We start from the raw sequence: 13,303 nt of genomic DNA, 5'->3' as shown, positions 1-13,303 counted from the left end.
AAGAGCCAGGCCTCGCCGCCCTCGCCGGACGCGGTGCCGCCCGCGCCCTTCGTCAGCGCGGCGAGTCCCTCGGGCTCCTCGAAGCCGGTCGGCGGAGCGATCCCGGTGACGGCCTCGAACTTCTCGAACTGCGGCGCGGGGGCCTCGGCGAACGCGATCTCGGACAGGTACGTCTCGTCGCGCTCGTTCGTGCCCTTGTACACGTCGAGGATCGTGACCTTGGCCGACGTTGCCGACGCGTTCGCGTCGAACACCTGCAGGCCCATCTCGTCGGCGAGCGTGATCTCCTGCGACGAGCCGTCCGAGTAGTCGATCTTCAGGCGCTTGGGGCGGTTGTACTTCGCGTAGAGGTCGGCGCGCTTCTGGTAGCCGCCGAGCACGCGGATCTGCTTCACCGCGCGTGTCTCGCCGAACGGGACCTGCAGCCACTGGCCGATGCCGGGGCCGTCGACGGCCTCGGCCCACGCGTCGCCGGGGTTGCCGTTCGCCGCGTTGTACGGCACGTACTCGAAGTCGCCGAGCTTCAGGTAGGTCGACGCCTTCGTCTCCTCCCACGGGTCGAAGTCCTCGCGCCATGCCGAGCTGCGCGCGAACGCGATCTCGGGGTCGTGCGCGCGCGTCGGCTCGTAGTCGGTGTAGGTCCACTGGTAGACGTTCGGCTCGGGCTTCGTGAACGCGAGCAGGTTCTTCGCGCGCTCCGCGCCCATCCACTCGCGCGACCCGTTCACCCAGTTCTTCGTGACCTGCTCGACGCCGAAGCCGTCGAAGTCGTCGGCGAGGGTGTAGCGGATGACGGACTTCCCGATGGTGCCGGCCCAGCCCGCGCCGGTGTGCACGAAGTACGGGTAGTACCCCATCCCGATCGACTCCGGCGCCACGCCCGCGGGGATCGCGACGCCGGCGAGCTGGTCGGGCACCCCGACCGACACGTCCGGCGAGCCCACGTAGCTCACCGTGATCATCGAGTCGCCCGGCGGGAAGGTGGCGGTGTGGGTGAACCAGATGACGTCCCACGTGTCGTCGCCCTCGCCGTCGGTGCCCTTCTCTTGCGCGACCGCGAGCTCACGGCCGTTCAGCCACGCGCGGAAGCCGCCCGGCGCTTCGCCGTTGTTGTCGTACTCGGTGTTCTCGAAGTCGGGGAAGGGGAAGCCGAGCTTGACGGTCTTGGGCTCGGACGCCTCGTTCACGAACTTGAAGTCGATGCGGTAGAGCGCAACACCGTCCATGCAGATGATCTGCACGGCCTCCGAGTCCATCCGCACGTCGGCGTTGCCGATGGGCCTGACCGTGCCGCCCTGCGTGCCGACCGCGCCGTCGTTGGCGAGCGCCGCCGGCGCCGCGACCGCCAGGGCCAGGCAGCAGGCGAGCAGTGCGAGGGTCGTGCGCTTCATCGCTGGGCTCCTCCCCGACAAGGTCTCCTCGGCGATAGTATGCGCACATCGGGGCGCCGTGCGAGCGTGACCGCTCGGGTATGATGGCGTGGGCGCATAGAGATGCGCCGGGAATGCATACTCATGCGGGCCGAGGCGCACCGCGCCCACCCGCCGACCGCGAAGGAGCGCGCGTGGCGCCGTACGAGGACATCCGGGTGACCGGCCACCTCATCGACTCGCAGATCGTCTCGCGGATCATGGACGACATCGTGGCGCTGGACGGCGAGTTCGAGACGCTGACCTTCCAGGTCGGCCGCACGAACGAGGACCCGTCGGTGGCGGTCCTGCGCGTGAAGGGCCGCGACGCGGAGCACCTCGCGCAGGTGCTCGACGCCATCCGCGAACACGGCGCGGTGCCGTTGCACGACACGGACGTCGAGCTGGCGCCGGCGCCGGCCGACGGCGTGTTCCCCGCGTGCTTCTACTCCACGACGAACCTCGTCACGCACCTGCGCGTGGGCGGCGAGTGGTTGCCCGTCGCGAATCCCGAGATGGACTGCGCGGTGCGCGTCGACCCGGTCGCCGGCACTGCCGAGACGGTGGCGCTCTCGGAGGTGCGCGCCGGCGACCTGCTCGTCGTCGGGCACGGCGGCGTGCGCGTCACGCCGCTCGAGCGGCCGCGTGACCAGCAGGCGTTCGAGTTCATGGCGTCCGAGGTGTCGTCAGAGAAGCCGAAGGCGCAGGTCGTGCGCATGGTGGCGGCGCTGCTGCGCGAGACGAGGGAGTGCGGGCGGGCCATCATCGCGGTGGTCGGGCCGGCGGTGGTGCACACGGGCGCGGCGGGCGAGCTCGCGCGGCTCGTGCGCGCGGGCTACGTGAGCGTGCTGTTCGGCGGGAACGCGGTGGCGGTGCACGACATCGAGTCGGCGCTGTACGGGACGTCGCTCGGCGTGCGGCTCGACGAGGGCGTGCCCGTGCCCGGCGGGCACGAGCACCACCTGCGCGCGATCAACACGGTGCGCGCGGCGGGCGGGATCGCGGCCGCAGTCGAGCAGGGCGTGCTGACCGAAGGCCTCATGCACACGCTCGTCACCACCGGCACGCCGTTCGTGCTCGCCGGCTCCATCCGCGACGACGGTCCGCTACCCGATGTCATCACCGACGCGCTCGAGGCCCAGCGTGCGATGCGCGGGTGGTGTCGCGACGCCGGCGCGTGCCTGATGCTCTCGACGATGCTGCACTCGATCGCGACCGGCAACATGCTGCCCGCGGCGACGACCACGGTGTGCGTCGACATCAACCCGGCCGTGGTCACCAAACTCGCGGACCGCGGCTCGTTCCAGACGATCGGGGTCGTGACCGACGTCGGGCTGTTCCTGCAGATGCTCGCCGACGAGCTGGAGTGCTGACCGGCGCGCTACGCCTACGCCGTCACCCTCGTGCCCGCATGTCCGCGCAGCGCCTCGGTGAGGTTCTCGGCGCGGCAGATGACCGCCGTCTCGCCGCCGTGGCGCACGAAGTCGCACGCGGCCTCGACCTTCGGCGCGATGGAGCCTGCGTGGAACTCCCCGCGCGCGAGGTGCTCGCACAGCTCGCCGCAGTGCACGTGCCCGAGCGCGCGGGCGCCGGGCTGCCCGTAGCCGAGGTAGACCGCGTCCTCCTCCATGAGGATGGCGAGCACGGAGGCGCCGGTCTGCAACGCGAGCAGCGACGACGTGCGGTCCTTGTCGATGACCGCGTCGATGCCCGTGAGCGTGCCGTCGGCGTCCTCGACCACCGGGACGCCGCCGCCGCCGGCCGCGATCACGATGTCGCCGTGCTCGGTCACCCGCGTGATGACGGGCGCCTCGACGACGCGCAGCGGCTTGGGCGAGGGCACCACGCGGCGCCAGGTGTCCGCCTCGCCGGTCTCGGCGAAGACCCACGACGGCTCCTCGGCGGCCACGGCGTCCTTCTCGGCCGGCGAGTAGAACGGGCCGATGGGCTTGTCCGGCCGCGCGAAGGCCGGGTCGAGCGGGTCGACCACGACCTGCGTGACGATGGTGACCACGGCGCGGGCGATGCGCTGCGCGCGCAGGCGGTTGTGCAGCGCCATCTGCAGCATGAGCCCGATGCCGCCCTCGGAGTCGGCGTCGTCGATGTAGAGCGGCATCGGCGGCACGCTCGCCCGCGCGGCCTCGTTGCGCAGCACGATGTTGCCGACGACCGGCCCGTTCCCGTGCGTGATGACGAGGCGGTGGCCGGCCGCGGCGAGGTCGGCGACGTGGCGCATGACCGCGTCGGCGTGCAGGTACTGCTCTTCGACCGTCCCCCGGTCGCCGCGCCGCAGCAGCGCATTGCCGCCGAGTGCGACGACCATGCGCGTCGGCTCCCCGGTCAGATGTGGCGCTCCGGCCATGCCCGCGCCTCACTCCCCGCCGACGTACTCCGAGGCCAGCCAGCCGTTCACGACCGAGCGCAGCGTCGGCTCGCCTGCGTCGGTCACTTCGTAGCGTACCCGCACGGCGGGCTGGTCGATGCGGATCACGTGCGACAGGTCGATCGGCGTGGCGACCACCACCACGTCGCACGGCGTGTCGGCGATGGTGCGCTCGAGGTCGGCGAGCTGCTCGGGCGAGTAGCCGATGGCGGGCAGGACCTTGGTCAGGTGGCCGTAGCGAGCGAACGCCTCGGCGATCGACCTGTGCGCGTGCGGGCGCGGGTCCACGAGCGTCGCCCCGTGCTCGCGCGCGGCCAGCACGCCGGCGCCGAAGCCCATGCCGCCGTGCGTGACGGTCGGCCCGTCCTCGATCACGAGGGCGCGCTTGCCCGCCAGCGCCGAGGGGTCGACCGCGAGCCGCACGCGCGACTCGGTGCGCACCACGGTGGCGCGCGGGTTCCACTGCGTGGCCTCGGCGATGAGCCCGTCGACGGCGCCGGCGGGCGCGCTGTCGGTCTTGTTGACGACGAGCACGTTCGCGCGCAGGAAGTTGGTCTCGCCGGGGTGGTACTCGCGCTCGTGACCCGCACGGTGCGGGTCGAGCACCACGATCTCGAGGTCGGGCTTGATGAACGGCGAGTCGTTGTTGCCGCCATCCCACAGCACCACCGACGCCTCGGCCTCGGCGGCGCGCAGGATGGCTCGGTAGTCCACCCCGGCGTACACGACGATGCCCTGCTCGACGAAGTGCTCGTACTCCTCGCGCTCCTCGACCGTCAGCTTCGCGGCGTCGAGATCGTCGATGGTGGCGAACCGCTCCACGCGCGACGCGAGCAAGTCGCGGTAGGGCATCGGGTGGCGCAGCACGACCGGCGTCAGGCCGCGCTCGGCGAGCATGCGGCAGACGTACTCGGTCACACTCGACTTGCCGGCGCCGGTGCGCACCGCGCACACCGAGATGACCGGCACGTTCGCGCGCAGCATCACCGACTCGGGCCCGAGCAGGACGAAGTCGGCGCCCTCGGCGTTGACGAGCGACGCGATGTGCATCACGTGCGTGTGGCTGACGTCCGAGTAGGCGAAGACGACCTGGCCGACGTCGTGCCTGCGTACCCAGTCGACGAGGTCCGTCTCCGGCACGATCGGGATGCCGTGCGGGTAGAGCGGGCCGGCCAACTCGGCCGGGAAGACGCGGCAGTCGATGCCGGGGATCTGCGTTGCGGTGAACGCCACCACGTCGACCGAGTCGTCGTCGCGGTAGCGCACGAGGAAGTCGTGGAAGTCGCGCCCCGCCGCCCCCATGATGATCGTTCGTATCCGCTCCACGCGACCTCCTCACGCCGAGGCTATGCAGCCCGCTGTCCCAAGTATGCCGCAAGTCGGTGAACGGCATGCACACGGCCGTCGCATGGCACGCGCCTCGCTCAGTCGTCCGTACGCGGAAGGGAGGTCGGCGGCCGCGGTGTTCGGCATCATCGGCATCCCGGGGGCGGCGGCTGCCAGGCCGAGGCCCCCCATCGACTCCGACGCGCACGGGCGCCTTGCGACGGCCACATTCTCGCTCGGTTGATTCTGGGGTCCGGACGCCCGGTTCGGGCTGATCGACGGGGTCGTGCGCACGAGGGTCGGCTACGCCGGCGGCACCACGCCGTCGCCCAGGTACCACCACCTCGGGGATCACACCGAGACGCTCCAGGTCGACTTCGATCCCGACGTCATCGACTACGAGATCCTGCTCGTGGAGTTCTGGACGCAGCACGACCCGACCGCTCCGGTCTGGTCGAGGCAGTATGCGAGCGCGATCTGGACGACGGACGAGGCGCAGGACGCAGCCGCCAGAGCGTCCCGGGACCGGCTCGAGCGCACGCTCGACAGGCCGGCTCTCACCGAGATCCGCCGCCTCGACCGCTTCTATGCGGCCGAGGCGCACCACCAGAAGTACCGGCTACGCTCCGACGGTCTGCTCTTCGCGGAGTTCCGCGTGATGTTCCCGGACGACGACGCGCTGCGGGACTCGACCGCCGCCGCGCGCGTGAACGGGTTCGTGAGCGGCGACGGCGCGCTCGCCGACCTGGTCGCCGAGGTCGACTCGTACGGCCTGAGCGCCGGTGCGCGCGAACGCCTGCTCGGCATGGTCGAGGCGCGCGCCCGCCGTCCCCGGGGTGCGCAGCGGCCGTAGGGGTACCATCGCCCCATGACCGGCCGCGTCACGCATACCGACGCCGAGTGGCTCGAGCTGCTCGGGCCAGAGCGCTACCGCCTCATGCGCGAGGCCGGCACCGAGGCGCCCGGAGCCGGCTGCTACCTCGGTCACCGTGAGCCCGGCGTGTACCGGTGCGCCGCGTGCGGCAACGCGTTGTTCGGGGCGGATGCGAAGTACGAGTCCGGCTCGGGCTGGCCGAGCTGGTGGCGGCCGGTCTCGCCCGACGCGATCGAGACGCGCACCGACACGAGCGGCGGGCGCGTGCGCACCGAGGTCGTCTGCGCGCGGTGCGGTTCGCACCTCGGGCACGTGTTCGACGACGGTCCGCCACCGACCGGCAAGCGGCATTGAATCAACTCCGGCGCGCTCGAGTTCGAGCCACGGTGCGAGGAGGGGGATGCGCGATGACACGTGACGAGGTGCTCGCGGCGCTCGGGGAGGCGCGCGGGGCGCTCAACGAGCGGCTGCATGCGATCCCGGAGGGCCGGCTCGAGTCGGCGCCGGCGGGACACGCGCACTCGCCGCGCGCGATCGTGGCGCACATCGCCGCCTACGACGACCTCGTTGTGCGCCGGCTGCGCGCTGCGCGCGCGGGCGAGGGCACGGAGTTCGTGCGCGACCGCGAGAGCTGGGAGCTCTTCAACGAGCAGGTCTGGGCGACCGCCGATTCGTTGCCCGCCGCCGAGACGATCGCGCGCGCGGACGCGACCTTCTCGGAACTCACGCGCGAGGTGTCCGTGCTCACGGACGAGGAGCTGGCGGGGCCGGTGGGCGTGACCGCCGCGATCGACCCGGCGTGGCTGCAGGACCGCACGCTCGCCGAGGTCATCGGCGTGGACTGCTTCGAGCACTACCCCATGCACCATGCCCTGCTGGAGGCCGCGGCGGCGGGGTAGACGCGTCCCAGCTTGTCGAGATTCGCTCAAGGGAGTATATTCGGCGCACACCGAATATGACTATTGGAGCGAAAATGAGACGCAACGAGGACATCGCGGGCGAACTCGCCAGACGACTGAACGAGACCACGCTGGCACCGTTCTGGGCTGAGGGACCCGAAGTCCGAGTGGGTTCCGAGAGCGCGTATTGGAGCATCCGGATCATTGACGCTGGAACCGGCCGACCCGATCGGGTGCGACAGGCCGTCGACCAAGCGAAGACCATTGCAGGCACCGTCGTAGCGGCGAGTCACTTCACCCCCGCCGGGCTCGAAGCGGTCAGGGATGCCGGCGTTGGCTACATGGACGACCGCTACCTCCACGTCACTCTCGAACAGCCCAAGCTCGCCGTTCACTTGGAGCGGGGCGAGGAACCCGTCTCAATCGCACGGGAGGGCAACGTCGTGCTCGCTGGCGCGGCGGGCGCGGTCGCGGTCGCGCTGCTGGAGGATCCCGAGCGCGTGTGGCGGGTGACGGAGATCGCCGATGCGATGCACGTCGCCCCTGCGACCGCGCACGGCGTGCTCGTGGGGCTTGAGGCGGAGGGCCTCGTTGAACGCGTGGGGCGCGGTCCGGCCACTCGCCGCAGAGTGCTCGATCCCGGGGCGCTGCTTGATCGCTATGCCGGCGACGCCGCGAACGACCGCAGGGTGATGGCGAGGGCGTTCGTCCTCGATGACGGCCCCCCCAGGACGCTGGCAGCGATGGATGACGGCCTGAAGGGGGGCAACATCATCTTCGCGTTCACGGGTGCGTGCGCGGCCGCGCTCATGGCCCCGCATGTGACGGCTGTTGCGAGATACGAGGTCTGGATCACGAGCGCACACACGATCGGCCATGTTCTCGCGAGTGCCGCCGCGGCTCCGGTCGAGCAGGGGGCGAACGTCACCTTCCTGCGCGGTCCCGGGGGTGTTCTTGCTTCCGCCAATCGAGATCATCATGTGCGGCTCGCCTCGAAGTTCAGGGTGTACGCGGACCTTCTGTGTGACCCGACTCGGGGCGAGGAGCAAGCCGAGTACCTCCGCGAGAGAGTGATCGGGTTCTGATGGACGCGGACCAGTACACCCAGGCTTCGACTGAGCGCTGCGAGAGGGTGCTTGGCACGCTGTTCAGGAGTGTCGGTGCACCGTGGGTGGATCGTCTCTGCCTTGTCGGCGGCCTGGCGCCACGCTACATCGTTCCGAGTTCGGGCTATCACCAGCCGCCTCACGTCGGGTCGACCGATGTCGATGTCGCACTGAGCGTCGCGGTGAGTGCCTCTGATGGCGCGTATCGGACGCTTGAGGGGAACCTCAAGCGGATCGGCTTCGACCGCGTCGGCGACTCGTCGTGGAGATGGCAAGTCGCTGTCGATGGGGAGCCGGTGGTGCTCGAACTGCTTGGCGAGGACGCGTCAGTTCCTGGGGGTCGGATCATCAGCCCCAAAGTGAAGCCGCCTGCGGGCACGGGCGGCGTCGGTCTCCTCAACGTGCTGGGCGCGGAACTCGCGTTCGCCGACAGGCTGAAGATCGAGCGCGAGTTCGTGATGCTCGATGGAGCGGCGAGCAAGGTGGTGTTCAACGTCGCCAACCTCGCACCGTTCGTGGCGATGAAGGCGGACGCGTACCTCGACCGGAGGAAGGCCAAGGACGCGTATGACCTCATCTACGTGCTCCGCTGGTGGGACGGCGGTCCTTCGGGCGCGGCCATGGCATTCCTCGCGAGCCCGGTCGCTGGGGATGCATTCGTCACGAGCGCTCTCGCGCGCATCACGCGTGACTTCGCCGACGCGGGGCGCGTCGGGCCAGTCGACTACGCGTCGCTCGCGCGTCCCTACGGCGCGCCGGATGAGATCGCGACTGCGTGCAACGAGGCTGTCGCGGTCTGGAGTGCGTTCGTCCGAGGCGTGACCGATGGCGTGACACTGTGAGCCCCAGCCTGCAGCTTGCGCTAGCCCCATGTCGGTGATCGGCGACCCGTCGCCTACGAGAACAGCCACGGCGCCGACAGCTGGGCCGCCAAGATGGGTGCTCCCGTCGCCACAACGGTGAGCATCGGGGTTGTCGCGGGCACCACGAACAACAGCCCTACGAGCCGATGCTGTGGGTCGACCCCACCAACAATGGCGGCCGCGACGCCCAGTGCGACTGCGGCCATTGCGGCGTATGCGCTGCTCAACGCACTCCCAGTCGTCGCGAGCACCGCGCAGCCCAACACGGACGACGCTCCGCAGCCGAGGAGGATCGGTGTGGATGCTTTGGCCATCTCGGTCTTGAAGTCCGCCCGTAGTCGCGAAGCGAAGTGCCAACTGATCAGGGCACCGAATCCCGCGGCGCCGTCCCGCCCGCGAGGGCCGTTCAAGGAGGGTGACGTCTCGTACCGCGACGACGCGCCGGATGGCGGCGGCGAGCGCGGCAGTTCGGGCGGGCCGTTCCGCAGCAGCGGGCGCAAGGACGACCTCATCGAGGCGTTCGGCAAGGCCGCGGTGCGCGCGGTGGGCAGCCAGTTCGGCCGTCAGGTCGCGCGCGGGATCCTCGGGACGATCGCGAAGGGCCTCGGGTAACGCCCGCGGTCGCGCCTCAGTGGCCGCCGCCGACCACGCCGCTGGTCGCCGGGCGCGCCAGGTGCAGGTAGAGGCGCTTGCCCTCGCCGTCGGTGACGTCGGTCGGGTAGACGCACACCTCGACGGGGCCGGCGACGCTCTCGGCCACGAGGCGCTCGACGCGGTTGCCGGTGCGCACCGCCTCGGTCAACGGGCAGTCCTCCGGCGGCTCGCCGTCGGCGTGCATGACCGAGGCGCAGCGCAGGCCGCAGTCGTGGAAGCGCGCGCCGGTGGCCTGGAAGAAGGCCCGGTTGCCGAGCATGACCTGGTGGTCCTCGTCCATCAGCATCGCGGGGTGCGGCATGCTGTCGAGCACGGACTGGACGCCGAGCAGCATGTAGCCGCTCGCGGTCGGCTGGGCGCCTTCCGGTTCGGGGAGGAGGCGCTGGAGCGTCTCGCGGATGTCGTCCGGGTCGAGCGGCTTGGCGACGAACGCGTCGACGCCGGCCATCGTGGCCGCCTCACGGATGCGGGGGTCGTCCTCGAACGCCATCATGACGATCGGCAGGTGCTCGAAGGCCGGCATGGCGCGCACCGCCTCGACGAGCTGGATGCCGTTGACGCGCTCCATGCCGAAGTCGGTGATCATCGCGTCGAACGGGTGCGCGCCGAGCGCGTCGAGTGCCGCCTCGGCGCAGTCGACCGCCTCGACCTCGTAGGCGCCCATGCCCTCCAGCGTGAAGGCCGCGATCGCGCGCATGGCGGGCGCGTCGTCGACGACGAGGACCTGGACGCGCTTGCTCGCTGCAGCCATCTCGACCCCCCAGTCGAAGTGAGTGCGTGGGTAGTACGTCCCCCCGGACCCGGGCGTACTGTCAGTATCGGCCGCAACTCCTAGGCGCATTAGCGCAGCCCGTCGCCTCGTGTCACCATGCGGTGCATGCGGCGCATCGCTCTCATCTCGGACATCCATGCGGACCTGCCGGCGCTCGACGCCGCTCTCGCGGACATCGCCCGCCTGAAGATCGCCGAGCGGTACTGCCTCGGCGACCTGGTCGGATACGGCCCGGATCCCTCGGGCGTGATCGCGCGGATGCGCGAGACCGGCATCCCGACGGTGCAGGGCAACTACGACGACGGCGTCGGCAACGAGCGCGGCTCGTGCGGCTGCCACTACACCACCGATGAGCAGCGCACTGCGGGGGCGGAGTCGTACGCGCGCACGGTCGCGGTGCTGGCGGCCGACGAGCGCGCGTGGCTCGCCGCCCTGCCGTGGGAGATCCGGCTCGAGCACGCCGGAGCGCGCGTCCTGCTCGTGCACGGCAGTCCGCGCAAGGTCAACGAGTACCTGCTGCCGGATCGGCCGGACTCGGTGCTGGCGCGCCTCGCACGCGACGCGAACGCGGACGCGGTGTGCGTCGGCCACGTGCACGTGCCGTACCACCGCTCGCCCGCGCCCGGTGTGCACTTCGTGTCGGCCGGGTCGGTCGGCAAGCCGGCCGGCGACGACCCGCGGCCGTGCTGGGTCGAGCTGCTCCTCGGCCAGCCGCGCGAGTTCGCCGAGCTCGACTCGGGTGACGAGGCGGTCGGGCCGGTCGGGCGCAGCCGGGCGCTGCTCGGCATCGTCGTCCACCGCGTGGGCTGACCCACCCGCCGTCCGTCGCGCCTGCCGCCCGTCCGTCGCGCGCCCGCAGGGCGCACCGCCGGGAGCACGCCGCGTAGCGCCTCGGCCCGCTACTCCATCACCTTCGTCGCCTCGGCCAGGTCCAGGCGGAAGATGCGGCGCACCGGCGGGATCTCCGAGAGCAGCAGTACGACGAGGTTGGCGCCGGTGATCCAAGCGACGCTCGTCGGGTAGATGACGACCTTGAACGAGTACGCCTCGGTCGAGAACGAGGAGAACATCGCCTTCGAGGCCTCGACGCCGAGCCAGACGCCCAGCGGCACGGCGGCCAGCGCGAGGAAGACGTTCTCGATGGTCACCATCGCGGCGAGCCGCCCGTTGTCCTCGCCGATCGTGCGCATGGTCGCGATCTCGCGCGTGCGCTCGTGGATGTTCGCGGTGAACGTGTTGTAGATGACCGCCGCGGCCATCGCGAAGCCGAATGCGAGCATGATGCCGCCGAACGTGTAGGTGAACTCGAGGTAGTAGTTCATCGTCTCGACGAAGTCGGCCTTGACCTGCACCTGGGTCGCGCCCGGCAGGTCGTACAGGTCGCGCCGGATCTCGTCGGCGCGCTGCGGGTCGACGTACAGGTAGATCACGTTGTAGGTGTACTTCCCGGTCCCCATCAGCTCGCGGCCCACGTCCGCGCTCGCGAAGACCGGCCCGCCGAGTGACTCGTCGGACAGCGCGCCGACCTCGTACGAAGCCACCTTGTCCGTGTACGGCGTCTCGACGCGCACCGTGTCGCCGACCCCGACCCCCAACTTGCGCGCCACGGACTCGGCCATCACGAGCCGCCCGGCCCGCAGGGCGTCGGCGGCATCGCCGCCTGCGGTCACGTCGAAGCCGTGGAAGCCGGCCGACGGCGTCATTGCGGTGATCATCCCGTCGCTGGTCTCGCCGTTCGCGCGCATCTCGGCGGGCACGAGCAGCGCCGGCTCGACGCCGCGGACGCCCTTCCAGGCCTCCACCTCGTTGACGCGCTCGGTGCCGAAGCGGTCCTCGAAGGCGGCCAGCACGTCCCAGCGCTCCGTCTGCGTGAACACCCGGTCGATGAGGAAGTCGAACGCGTCGAACATCGACCAGGTGGCGACGGTGAGCACCATGGAGAACGCGATGCCGACGATGGTGTAGAGCGTGCGCCTGCGGGCCCGGAACAGGTTTCGCAGAGGGATGCGGAAGGTGAACGACCGCGGCATCGCCCAGCCGAACAGGCGCTCCACGAGCGGGATGCGGCCGCCTCCCTTCACCGCGAGATTGGGATCCGAGTGCATCGCCTTGGCGGGCGGTATGCGCACGGCGGCCCATGCGGGCACGAACCCGGCCGCGACGCACGCCGCGGTGCTCATCAGCACGGCGTTGAGCATGACCTTCGGGTAGACGTGGACCGACATGAACGGGACGCCGAGCATGTCGACGTACAGCTGGACCTCGCCGCCTGCCGCCCACTGCCCGAGTGCGATGCCGAGCATCGAGCCCATCAGCGCGATGAGCACCGAGAACATCAGGTAGTGGCCGAGGACCTGGGCGTCGGTGTAGCCGAGCGCCTTCATGAGCCCGATCTCGCCGCGCTGGGACTGGACGAGCCGCGACAGCGCGATGAAGAGCGACAGCGACGAGATGAGCAGCACGAGTGGGGGCAGGAAGTCGGCCATGATGCGGTTCTGCTCGAGCTCGGAGGTCAGGCCGAAGTTCGATGGCTGGTCGGCGCGCTTCACCGAGTCGATGACGAAATACGGGTCGAGGATGCGCTCGACCTCGTCGATGGCGTCGTCGACGTCGGCTCCCGGCTCGAGGAGCACCGCGACGTCGTTGGCGGCCCCCACGCGGCCGAACATCCCGCCGACCAGCTCCTGATCCATGAAGAACACCGCGAAGTCGCCCGGCGTCGGGATCTCGCCGGCGGCGCGCAAGGGATAGAAGTACTCCGGGGTGGAGCCGATCCCGACCACCTTGATGGCGGTCTTTTGGCCGCCGGTGCGCAGGGTGAGCGTGTCGCCGACGCCGACCCCGGTCTCGCCGGCGAACTTCAGGTTGAGCACGGCCTCGCCCCGCGTGCCGGGCTCGGGCATCCTGCCGGCCTGGAGCGTGACGAGGTTCACCTCGGCGGGCCGGGACAGCGGGATGCCGACCACCCGGGCGGTCGGCTGGGTGTCGTTCGGCATGTCGAGCGCCGTGTCGACGAC

The 13,303-nt window shown here is 70.6% G+C and carries 13 protein-coding genes; 8 read left to right on the top strand and 5 right to left on the bottom strand.

The genetic code is table 11. The annotated features are described in order from the left end of the window. Nucleotides 1–1,391, bottom strand: a 1,391-nt coding sequence (locus FDZ70_01905) for a DUF4424 domain-containing protein (GenBank protein TLM80166.1), incomplete at its 3' end; no start/stop codon positions are given. 113 nt (nt 1,392–1,504) lie between these two features. Here FDZ70_01905 and FDZ70_01900 point away from each other — a divergent pair. Next, the gene (locus tag FDZ70_01900) at nt 1,505–2,782 is read left to right on the top strand and encodes a TIGR00300 family protein (GenBank protein ID TLM80165.1); all 1,278 of its coding nucleotides are present in this window, start codon (nt 1,505–1,507) and stop codon (nt 2,780–2,782) included. Between the two features lie 14 nt (nt 2,783–2,796). On the opposite strand, the gene FDZ70_01895 is transcribed toward FDZ70_01900, so the two are convergent. Next, the gene (locus FDZ70_01895; protein TLM80164.1) at nt 2,797–3,771 is read right to left on the bottom strand and encodes a carbamate kinase; all 975 of its coding nucleotides are present in this window, start codon (nt 3,769–3,771) and stop codon (nt 2,797–2,799) included. Between the two features lie 9 nt (nt 3,772–3,780). Further along, a complete protein-coding gene (locus FDZ70_01890; GenBank protein ID TLM80167.1) occupies nt 3,781–5,094 on the bottom strand; it encodes a GTPase in 1,314 nt (437 codons plus the stop codon). A gap of 295 nt (nt 5,095–5,389) precedes the next feature. Between FDZ70_01890 and FDZ70_01885 the strand changes: the two genes are divergently transcribed. The 6 genes from FDZ70_01885 to FDZ70_01860 all read left to right on the top strand — a co-directional run bounded on the left by FDZ70_01885 (nt 5,390) and on the right by FDZ70_01860 (nt 9,472). Next, nucleotides 5,390–5,971 (top strand): peptide-methionine (S)-S-oxide reductase, encoded by a 582-nt coding sequence (locus tag FDZ70_01885; protein ID TLM80163.1) that lies wholly within the window; start codon nt 5,390–5,392, stop codon nt 5,969–5,971. Nucleotides 5,972–5,986: 15 nt separating this feature from the next. Further along, complete coding sequence (gene msrB / locus FDZ70_01880) at nt 5,987–6,346, top strand: peptide-methionine (R)-S-oxide reductase MsrB (GenBank protein TLM80162.1); 360 nt, start codon at nt 5,987–5,989, stop codon at nt 6,344–6,346. A 53-nt stretch (nt 6,347–6,399) separates the two neighbouring features. Beyond that, on the top strand, nt 6,400–6,891 hold the full coding sequence (locus tag FDZ70_01875) for a ClbS/DfsB family four-helix bundle protein (protein ID TLM80161.1): 492 nt from the start codon (nt 6,400–6,402) through the stop codon (nt 6,889–6,891). Nucleotides 6,892–6,947: 56 nt separating this feature from the next. Continuing rightward, nucleotides 6,948–7,976, top strand: coding sequence for a MarR family transcriptional regulator (locus tag FDZ70_01870; protein TLM80160.1), 1,029 nt, complete (start codon nt 6,948–6,950; stop codon nt 7,974–7,976). A gap of 320 nt (nt 7,977–8,296) precedes the next feature. After that, the gene (locus FDZ70_01865; protein TLM80159.1) at nt 8,297–8,839 is read left to right on the top strand and encodes a hypothetical protein; all 543 of its coding nucleotides are present in this window, start codon (nt 8,297–8,299) and stop codon (nt 8,837–8,839) included. A gap of 318 nt (nt 8,840–9,157) precedes the next feature. Next, nucleotides 9,158–9,472 (top strand): hypothetical protein, encoded by a 315-nt coding sequence (locus tag FDZ70_01860; protein TLM80158.1) that lies wholly within the window; start codon nt 9,158–9,160, stop codon nt 9,470–9,472. 16 nt (nt 9,473–9,488) lie between these two features. Here the strand turns inward: FDZ70_01860 and FDZ70_01855 are convergent, their stop codons facing one another. Continuing rightward, entirely contained in the window at nt 9,489–10,424 is a 936-nt protein-coding gene (locus FDZ70_01855) for a response regulator (GenBank protein ID TLM80157.1), read from the bottom strand. Here FDZ70_01855 and FDZ70_01850 point away from each other — a divergent pair. Then, the gene (locus FDZ70_01850) at nt 10,383–11,096 is read left to right on the top strand and encodes a metallophosphoesterase family protein (protein TLM80156.1); all 714 of its coding nucleotides are present in this window, start codon (nt 10,383–10,385) and stop codon (nt 11,094–11,096) included. The genes FDZ70_01855 and FDZ70_01850 overlap by 42 nt on opposite strands. A gap of 89 nt (nt 11,097–11,185) precedes the next feature. Here the strand turns inward: FDZ70_01850 and FDZ70_01845 are convergent. Further along, nucleotides 11,186–13,303 (bottom strand): FtsX-like permease family protein (locus FDZ70_01845; protein TLM80155.1); only part of this gene is annotated, 2,118 nt, incomplete at its 5' end.

Source organism: Actinomycetota bacterium (assembly GCA_005774595.1).
In the GTDB taxonomy this organism is placed as follows: Bacteria; Actinomycetota; Coriobacteriia; order Anaerosomatales; family D1FN1-002; genus D1FN1-002.
This window is presented reverse-complemented; position numbering and strand designations above follow the sequence as displayed.